This is a genomic window from Pararcticibacter amylolyticus, assembly GCF_003130405.1.
Lineage (GTDB): Bacteria > Bacteroidota > Bacteroidia > Sphingobacteriales > Sphingobacteriaceae > Arcticibacter > Arcticibacter amylolyticus.
This window is the reverse complement of the sequence record NZ_QEAS01000044.1, coordinates 1-10,335: the sequence shown is the minus strand read 5'-3', so window position 1 is coordinate 10,335 and position 10,335 is coordinate 1. Positions and strand designations below refer to the sequence as shown.

At 40.9% G+C, this 10,335-nt stretch carries 6 protein-coding genes and 1 pseudogene; 1 reads left to right on the top strand and 6 read right to left on the bottom strand.

The features are described from left to right. The 5 genes and pseudogenes from DDR33_RS24615 to DDR33_RS24595 all read right to left on the bottom strand — a co-directional run. Positions 1–449 (bottom strand): annotated as a pseudogene (locus DDR33_RS24615) (hypothetical protein); the annotation flags it as partial. A 106-nt stretch (positions 450–555) separates the two neighbouring features. After that, positions 556–1,047, bottom strand: a complete 492-nt coding sequence (locus DDR33_RS24610) for a hypothetical protein (protein ID WP_146198866.1) — start codon at positions 1,045–1,047, stop codon at positions 556–558. Positions 1,048–1,185: 138 nt separating this feature from the next. After that, positions 1,186–1,650, bottom strand: a complete 465-nt coding sequence (locus DDR33_RS24605) for a hypothetical protein (RefSeq protein WP_146198865.1) — start codon at positions 1,648–1,650, stop codon at positions 1,186–1,188. A 5-nt stretch (positions 1,651–1,655) separates the two neighbouring features. Beyond that, on the bottom strand, positions 1,656–6,038 hold the full coding sequence (locus DDR33_RS24600; RefSeq protein ID WP_158280864.1) for an RHS repeat domain-containing protein: 4,383 nt from the start codon (positions 6,036–6,038) through the stop codon (positions 1,656–1,658). Between the two features lie 30 nt (positions 6,039–6,068). Then, positions 6,069–9,107 carry a nucleotidyl transferase family protein gene (locus DDR33_RS24595; RefSeq protein ID WP_109418450.1) on the bottom strand — a complete coding sequence of 1,013 codons (3,039 nt, stop codon included), beginning with the start codon at positions 9,105–9,107 and terminating at the stop codon, positions 6,069–6,071. Positions 9,108–9,399: 292 nt separating this feature from the next. Between DDR33_RS24595 and DDR33_RS26825 the strand changes: the two genes are divergently transcribed. After that, a complete protein-coding gene (locus DDR33_RS26825) occupies positions 9,400–9,555 on the top strand; it encodes a hypothetical protein (protein ID WP_238387941.1) in 156 nt (51 codons plus the stop codon). Between the two features lie 412 nt (positions 9,556–9,967). Here the strand turns inward: DDR33_RS26825 and DDR33_RS24590 are convergent, their stop codons facing one another. Then, a complete protein-coding gene (locus DDR33_RS24590) occupies positions 9,968–10,270 on the bottom strand; it encodes a hypothetical protein (protein ID WP_109418449.1) in 303 nt (100 codons plus the stop codon). Positions 10,271–10,335: the final 65 nt, after the last annotated feature.

Below are 10,335 nucleotides of genomic sequence, written 5' to 3'. Positions count from 1 at the left end.
TTATACTCGCCGCTCTTCTCATCCCGGCTAAGCTTAAAGTCCGACGGCGGCACGGGAAGCCCCAGCCCCTTCTTATAGTTGCGAAGAGAGTGTTGCCCCGACCAGTACGCGTTCCGCTCAGCGTTATACTGCTGCACCAGGCTGTGGTTCAACGAAGCCATCATGTTCATCGGGATCTGGCCTTTGTACATCGCCGACAGCATCTGGTAGGTGGTATTCTCCCGGCTGGTTTCCGAAAGCTTCAGCCTAACCTCCTCCGTGAGGTAAACAAAGTCGCGGATGCGGTCCTGCACAAACTGGTGCGTGCAGATATAATTGGCCGCCCGGAAGCAGATCTCCTGCCACCCATAGATCTTTTGCCTGACGGCATTCGCCTCCTCCGCATCCTCCGTATCCACCAGAACCTGGATCTTCCTCACCACCACAACAGTATCGCGTTTCCTGCTCATAGCTCAAATCTACCTGCCGCAGCAATAAGGTCACACCTACTTTTGATTACCGGGAGGGGAAGGTTTTAGCGACACAGAAACTCTGAAGTTACGGCAAACATCTACATTATCGAAATATGTAAGAGCTTGGATAATTAGAATCGATATACAAGCTCCAGTTTTCCGAAACTCTTTTCCGATAAGTTTTTTTATTCTTCACATTTTCGGCAACTCCGCATGAATCAAATACAAAATAAACCACTCTACCTTTTGAAACGCCCACATCATCTAATTGGAAATACATCGTGTCGTAATCTTTTTTCAGGGTACAAGGAGTCTTATCATATCGGATCGACTTAATATTCAGCTCTTTCATCGACTTAGCTACCTCTTCATCGTATATAAAATAGCCTGAATGCAGATCTGTGGAATCAGAAGTAAAATTCAGGGAATATCGCGACCGGTCAATGTCTTTGACGCGTATCTGATGATCAATATTATTTTTAATGTTTGTTAGCTCTTTAATGTTAGCTGTTAGTTCTTTCTCGTATTTTGCTTCGTCAGACTTGCAAGAAGCAATCAACGTAGCAGCTACAATAAAAAAAAGTACCTTTTTCATCTTCTGTTCTTTCACCTGGCGGGAGGAAGTAAGTCATAAGGTGAACCTTGACAAGCGCACCCTGAAGCTTATTAATAAAATCGAAGAACTCTAATCGTCCAGCCCAGACTAACCGGGCTTCGGTGTTATTCTAATCTTCTAATTAGAAGGGGGCTTGGGCATATCAGCCGGCAACCCTACTTGGGTGGGTCTTTTTGGAACAGAATGATAACCTTCTTCATTGTTATAAGCCTTTGTCCGGAGCTCTCTATATTCCTTCTTATTTAGAACTATATATTTTATGTGAATAGTTTTAAAATGATCTTGAACCTGGTAAGTTATCTCTCCATCGAAGTACAAGCTTAAGGTATCAGTTTTAAAAGTGTAAATAAATGGCTCTAACCCCTTTACAGTACCAAGGGTATCAGATCTTTTCCTTAGTTTATCTACATTACTTGATATCGCAGAAAGCTGATTGTCATCAGTCAAACCCCAATTCAAAGTATTTATGTAAACCTTCTCAAGCTTACTTGAAACTAATACCTCACTATTAAACGTATCATCCAGATTTGACGAACAACTCATAACGACCATTAAACCAGCAATAACTGAAAACATTCTCATTATATCTATTTATTACTTAATCCCGCATTAATCCCCTGTAATATTCTCCTGCCAGAATAAGTTTCTTCGCCGTAATAAGGTGCCGGGCCAAATGCAGTTCCAAAGGTCAATATCCTAAAAATATTCCACTTAGTGAATTCGCCAACTTGATACGCTCCCGCTAATTTCATATAAGTTTCACCACTTATATGATTTCCCTGAAAAGTTCCAGTTACACCATTCATTCCAGCCAAATAATTTCCTGCAGATCTTGCAGTAGCAAACTTGCCATTTAGCAATCTACCTGTCATAGGACCGGCATCCGCCCAAGCTTTGTTATTTTTAATATCCAGTACTTGATTTAGTTTTGATTCCTTTTGAGTAATTGATAGATCCTGATTTGTAGCGCGCTCATTTCCCCATTTAACTAAACCATCCCAAGACTGGGCAGGATCTTTAGAAAAATGAATAGATCCACTACCCTCTGTCTCACCAGGAGCAATAAATTCATCCCAAAACTCCGTCTCTCCCATTTTTTCTCCTCCTGCAGAGGTAGATTTTGCATGTCTCTTATCTATATTTGCTTTAGTTGGGGTACTACCATCAGCATTATCGTCATGCTTATACACTCCTAAATCCCCATCATGGTAAACTGCAAGCACGTTACCAAATATATCGGTATGAGTTGACTCGCCCTTCATCCCGGTTGGATCAATAAATCTTAATGGATTATTGAAAACATAGGCATAAGGGGTTGTTTTCCTGTCTAACTCCAAAAGTGGGTCTATTGTATTAAAACGTCCAACTACCGGGTCATAGAACCGTGCCCCATAATCATATTGGTTAAGCTCTTCCTGCAGCTCCTTGCCATTGTAGAGATATTTATTATTTAAGGAAACCGGGGCAACCGATTTACGCAATCCGAATGGATAATAGTTATCAGATTGAATCCGTTCTATCTGCCCACTCGACGGATTTCTATAGAAAGTATACCTAACATTCCCAAGATGATCTTTCAGATCATACTCATAACTATAGCTGCTGCCATTGCGTCTGGCAACACCTTCTTCTGTCAAAACTATATCCAGAGAACCATTTAGATACTGAATCCCGTTAACATAATCAACAACACCGGATGCACTCTGCTTTTTCAACTTCACGCCTCTGGCTGTATATGTATACGTTACATTCTGATTCCCTGTTATTTTTTGCGGAAGCCCTAAGCTATTATAACTAATAGAAATTCCTCTTGGCCCGTCCTGAGTCATGCTGCCATCGGTATCATAACTATAACTTCCGTTTAGAAAACCCAAAATCGAATTCAGGCGATTTCCATTGTAGCTATAGGTATTTGTTCCATACCCGTCTCTTGTAAGGCTGGTTATATTCCCCATCACATCGTAGTTAACGGTTTCACCTAAACCAGGTGAAGTACCAGAAAGCATCCTGTTCAGCTTATCATACGTATATGTAAAGGTATTATTTAATACACCATTCCCCCACAATTGATTAGAAACATTGCCGTTATATTGGGGACTTGTGCCATTTTCATATTTTAACTCAAATGCAAACTGCGGCGAAACCGAGCTTTTTAACCATCCTCTTTGGTTATAGGCATAAGAAGTACTTTGCTGGTCATTACACAGTGTCTTATTTATTGACTGGCCTACTTCGTTATAAGTAATATCCGTCAATTTAACTTCAGGATCATTATTCATTTTCTGAAAGACCTGCCTTTCCCTTCCCATATGATCATAAATATAACGGTTAGAAATGGTGACGCTTGCAGTACTTGTATTGTGTACCCGTGTATTCGTTTTTAATTCACCATTAAAACTATAGGTTTTGACGATCCGGTCGACGCCTCCCAGATGGTTCTGTGAAACGGTCTCTTTAAGTCTCCCGTAATCATCGTAATAGTTAACAGAAAGAAGATAGTCGGACGTTCCGATTATATTTTCCTTACTCGCTGTTAACAAACCTTTTATACGCGGACTCACTGTTACCGAAGCGTTATACGTTGAAGAATTACCTGGCACACTGTATTCACCATAATAATTTACCGTTAAAATTTTGGTGTAATTTGTTGGATAGCTGGCATTGTTGTAACCCTGTGCAGGTCCTGTTCCGGTAAATGTTTCCCAAACGGCCCCTGTAAACAAATCTGCATTAGCCTGCCCGGCTTCCTGTGACGTAACAAAATCACATTCACCCGTCAGAACAACGCGGCCATGAGCATCATATTTAGTGAAAGACCATAGTGTATAGCTGCGATCCCTTTGCATGCTATTCTGAGTAAGGATGACCTGGTCAAGTTTATTATACACAAAATAATCTATACCCTTTCCCGGTACGTGCTTTTTCGCAAGACGGTTTTTGTTATCGTAGACATAACCATAAATATATTGTTTGTACACATCATCTATCTCATTAAAGCTGGTTACAGTTACCGCCGGAGGAATAACATAACGCAGATTTCCAAGATCATCATACACATAATAAGTATCAAGAAAGGCTCCCTGAGGGCCTTCCGCCTGCTTAAGGATGATCATTCCTTCGATATCTTTATATTCTATACTGCGATTGCCGTTTTCATCAGTTTTGGTAGTTTTAGAAAGAGTTGTATTAGAATAGGTTCCATTTACAGCACCTCCCGTTGCCGTAACCGACCATTTTTTTACTCCCCCATAGGAATTGCCGCCATATGTAGTTTTAATTGTATGGCCGCCTCCCGACACAGCAGATGATACCGGTTGCCAGGCTGCCCCGGGAGCACCTTGTTCTAACATCCGCCCTATCGATGATTGCTCGATTACAGCATCGGCGTAAGGATAGTCACTAGGGGATATTCCCGTGGCACCGGGAGACAGAGGATTATAAAAAGCTTTTACATTTGCATCAGGATTCCCAATTTTAAAACCTCCATCCGTCGAATTGTATTTATAAGGAAGGTACTTTCTAAACTCTCTTCCCTCTCCATCATACATAACAGCTTGCACAAGGTCACTGCCGGAGGCAGATCCTTGCCGTTGGACAGTTTGAATCAACTGCCCTAGGCCGTCAAAGAATGCTGTACTAGTTTGTACCAGATCTTTGTTACTGCTTGCGCTTTCGACAGCGGTATAATCGGTTATTTCCGTCCGGGGAATATATGTCCTGACATAATTCTGAACATTACTGGTCCATCCTTTCTTCTCTCCGACACTAATCTGAGTATTGAGATTTCCGCTGTTATTACCCGCACCTTCAGAAACTACGTAATAGGTACCCGGGCTTAAAAGCTGCTTAATAGAAGCTTGCGTTGTATTACATACCGGGCCGTTATTATCATTGCTTGAGATAATATTTCCTGCTGCATCGAGTAAATAGAGATAGGTATCAAAATTACTTCCGCAATGCGAAATTGTCACCTCAGTGTTGGTGGTTGTATTTAGCTTAAACTTATAAAAGATATCATCACTCGGCTGCCCCATATCATTTGCATATCCAAAGCTTGGCGAGTTGTTCTTAAGATCCGAATAAGTAGATCCATTTGTTAAAACTCCTGCATTTATAGGGTAGATAAACTGTGCCCCCGGGATGTCCGCCTTAAAATCAACCCTTATAATATGTTCGTAATCAGTATATTGATAATCTGCCGGCTCAACTATCGCATAATAGGAGCCAGGAGTCAAAGACATATTTGATATTATGTTTCTCATAATACCATCGGCGGTTTCGATTATATTTTTGTTCGCATCCAGTATATATAAATTTACAAGAGCCACATTACTCATCTCTGTTGAGACAGAGACATTCATATTACTGCTGACATTAAATTTATAACATATATCTTTCCCACTCTGCCCTACCAGATTACTGTAGCAAGAAAGGATGCTTCGGGTATCGAACCGGGGCACCCCCATAATAGTCCCCATATCAATGGGATTATTATAGGTAGCGCCTACCAAGCTACTGCCGGACGGCGCGGCACAGGTAATCTCAGTGATGATATCGCCCCGTACATCGCCATGCCCGCCCGACATGACGTAATAGATCCCGGGGTCAAGTGTCATTCTGATAGAAGCCTGTGAAGAATGGCACTCAGGACCGTTATCATCGTTTGATGTCAATAGACTTATATTTCCGTAGGGATATGAATACAATTCCATATAGGTATCAATCTCGGAGCTACAGTGAGATATAGTAACAGTTTGAGTGCTTCCTATTGCAAAACGGTACCATATCTGTCCGTCATTCTGGAATGTACCCAACCGGGTGTCCTGTACATCTGAATACCATCCCCCATATCCACACAAATCAACTATTATCGGATCGCTGCTGCTGGCTCCCTGACTAAAGGATTTTTGTGTAATAAGGATCAGAATAAAGCAAAGCAACAGCTTGCTGATATATTTTAAGGTCTTCATTTTTTCTCTCATTAAATGGTTAGATTCTCTTTATTGAGGCCTGAAATAGTAAGTTAACCCTTTTAATATGTTACCATTAAAATCTTTAACCCCTCTTAATCGCTGGAAATTGTCATAGTCATACCCTGTAAGCATGCCCTTTACATCAGTAATGGAGGTCACGCCTATATACGGATCAAAAGTATAGCTCGAAATCTGAGCATTTTTCATCGACGTATTGTTATTTAACGGTGCAAGAAATGCAGCAACCTGGGCAGAGGTCGGATTCAAATTGTTCCGGAAACCGGTAACATTCGATCCAAGTATTGAATAGACAGTTGCAGGTTCGGCATTATCAATCTTTGCAATTGGATATTGCCCTCCATAGCTCCATAAATAAGTAGTAGCCAGAGATGTACCGTTTCTGTAGAGACAATTCACATTCCCCCGATCATCATAAGTAACCCTTGACTTTTCTACCACCGGGGCGTCCGACACAGTCTGTGTGCTAAACTTTACGGGTAAAAACATTGAATTGTTAACCAGAGCATAGTCCGTGAATTCCGCACCTATCTGGTTTCCACTTCGATATTTTCTTTCTTCTATAACAGGGGATAACACATGAGCACTTGTCATTTGGTTATATATAGAAGAACTGAGATCATAAGGCCTGACATACTGCTTCTTAAGCGTATTGCCTCTGCTATCGGCTACAGTCTCAGTACTTACCAGACGGTTGGTTAAGCTGTAAGTATATTGTTTATAAACAGTGAGGGCCAGTGTCCCAACAGTATCGTATTCATTAATTCTTTCATAATCAGGAAGATAAGCATAAGTATACAGTTTATAGGCAGTTCCCTCCTCAACTGACACAGCTGTCCCGGAGCATACACTAGTAAAATTGGCCTTAAGCGAGGGAACAAATTCCGTTTCCTTGTTTAACTTGATGTACCCTATATTTCGCTCCCTGACTTTCTTACCGGATGCATTATAGTTCTGTTCCTTTATCAATTTTCCTCTTTCCTGCTCTGTCGAGGAGTATGGCTCATAGATTGTTCGGCTTAACTGAAGGACATTATCGGCCTGATCGTCCTGATTACTATCGAAATTACTGAATGTATACTTATTATAACTCCCTTCGTTGCTTAACTCTACCACTTCCGAGTAACCGACATGACAACCCATAGCGTTGATACACCCAGGCAGAACTGACTGAGACGAAAAAAGTGACTTTGAGTAAGTAACTCCGTTATCATTAAATGCTCTTCTGCTATAGTCAAAGAAATAATACTTAATCTGACCTCCGAGAATGCCACTGGAAAGCGAGGTATTTACCTTATCGGCACTTGTAAAATCCGAAACATAGAAATATCGTTTTTCTTTACGCGCCAGAGGGCTTTGCGGATCATAACTTACAATCTTTTTAATCCGAAGGCCTCCGGCCAGCATTGAGGAACTAAGAGTTTCGGGAGACAAAGCCCTTGCTTCCCGTAATTGCTTACCATAACTGTGGGGTTCATACGTAAACTCAGTCACGCCTCCCGTTGGATAGGTGATCCTATTTAATGTTCCGGCATACAAAAATGCTGCAACTGGATTACGATAGCTATAATAGGTATTATAGTAGTTATTCTGATTAGTAATATTAGCGTATGTTCCATTATAAAATCCCCAATGATCTACCATGTTGGATAAATAACCAGGAAGAGAAACCGACTGGTCATAAGCAAAAGAATAGGGAGCCTTCGCATTTAAATCGCTTCCCTGTTCTGTTAAAGAAAGAAGTGTAAGTCGCTGAGAAACGTTATTTGAGTAATCCAAATTAAATGCTTTTATAAGCGTTCCGTCCGATTTCTCTACTCTTATCTGATCTAATTTCTTCCATTGAAGCTTGTTGAGAAGTGCAGGATAATAGGAGGAGGGTCCGTTATCGGACAGTATTGGCAGGAATACGGTGCTACCACCTCCGTACTGAGACCATAAGGAATATTTATAATCGTAGACAGTCTGATCATACCTCAACTCTGTGCTGGTAGAGCGGTTAAATTTCACAGTAGAATGAACTCCGTTTATCTGTTTCAAATATACCGGCGCTATAAGCTTTCCATTGTAACTATGATATACCTGACTATAACTCCAACTATTACAGGCTGGCTGTGGATTAAAGATCCCACCTGAATTCTTGGTTCTTGTACCTAAATCATTCACAATGGATATATACATTTGATTGAGATAGTCATCCCTTTCATAATTAAAGCTGATTTCTTCCCCTTTAGGAGATACTATTTTTGTGAGGTACCAACTGCCCGCTTTCCATTCATCCTCTGCCTGGGCGAAAAAGTCAATACTATATTCTATTGCATTAGAATTGCCGCCAAAGTAGTATTTAGTCCCGTCTTCTGTAGTAATAGTAAAGCCTCCAAAAGTCTGAGACATACCATTGTTACTCATATTTGTGCCAAGAGGCGCCGTAAAAGGAACATTAATAAAAGGTCCGTTAAGGCTAACTTGCAAAGGTCTGTCACATTGCACTTTCCAGGTTCCGTCAGGACTGAGATAAAAATTACCGGAATAATCGCCAAAATTGAAAGAAAACTCATCGGGTTCTGTATCTTTCAACATCTTTTGCATATCCCTTGCTACACTCTGCATATAGCTAATTTGATTCCAATCTGATGTATTTAATACATTCCTGTTATAGTAAAAGCCAGAGTTAGTTGATTCCGGCCCATAATTGGGATTATGGTAATCATCCGGCACATCCTTCACTATCCTGGAGATTACCCCTCCGCTATTTAGAGACCAACCAGTTCCTACCCACCCGGGATGCATATCCGGACGCATTCCGGATGCGTGATAGCTGAGTGAGATGGGAACCGAAAGATCACGCTGCGATATCGTATGTAAGGGAATCTCTATTCTGGGCAGGCCGGTAAAATAACTGATGGGTATCTGTCCATACATTCCAAGACTGGCGGCATTTGGGCTCTGAATGTTTGCGGGAGCAAGAGGTATTTGTGCCAAAGTTGAAAAGCTCAGAAAAAGACAGATAAGAAGAGCCGTCAGATTAGGTAACAGTTTCATTTTCATAATAAGAAAGGCTTTTAATAAAGTTGGCAATAATATTCGTTTAACATAACAATATAGCAAATCAGTAATGACGTTGAATCTATACTCAAATTTCTATATAAGGAAAAATATTACACGAAACTAGCGAATAGATAGATGAATGTGAGTATTAGCATGATGAATGGTCACACCTACTTTTGATTACCGGCAGGGGAAGGATTTGGAGGGGGCAGATACATCCGGATATTATTATTAATATATTTGTATTAACGTATTCACGTCTAATCTGGTAATATTTTTAAAGAGGCTTATTATGAAAAGTGATAAATTAAAGGAAGTCAGTGAGCGTTTAGGACTAAAATTGAAAATTGATAAATCGCTGGACAACTACTCCAAAGTTGATTTATTTCCCAATAAGACAAAGAAAGCCAGGGAAATTGTTTCTAAGACAAGAATTAAGTTTTGCTAAAAGCTTCCCGCTATCTTCATCCTGCAGAACCATTAATGCCGGGAATGGCAGACAACATTACAGAGTAACTCATTACCGGTTAAGATAACGATACTTCATTTCTTCCATAACCTGAGCATGAGGGATATTTAATGAAATATCCATACTAACAGCGTATCTAATCATAACTCAAATCTACCACCGCAGCAATAAGGTCATACCTACTTTTGATTACCGGGAAGGGAAGGATATGGACGTTCCGACCGCAAACATGATTGTGATTGTTACCTGAAACTATTTAGTTCCCTGGGCTGAAGAGATATGAAGGTTTAGACGAGGAAGGGGTACAGCAGGCTTAGTGCCCGCCCAAATCAGCATTCGCCTTATATATAAAGCCTCCGGTCTCCTGGTAAATGAGCAGGTCATCAGCAGATCATAGTTGTTCTACTTCTTCAGCAGACAACCCGGTGGCTTTTGATATGCTGTTTGCAGGAAGCCCGAGTTTCTTTAACTCAATGGCAATACTACGTTTTTCCTGGTTACGGCCTTCCAAATGGCCTTCTTGACGGCCTTCCAAACGACCTTCTTGGCGGCCTTCCAAATGTCCCTGACGTCTTTCCTGCAGCTTTACTGTTTCTATGATGCCCATATCAATTATACCTCCTGTTATCTGGTAAATCAATGTTATGTTCAAAACTAATGAGCTTTTTAGCTTGAAAAAAGTGATGCTTATCATTTACTTCCGGCAACAACGGACTAGCCGCCAGCTGCATGTATTTATTGCTTAGCGAGCGCTCTCAA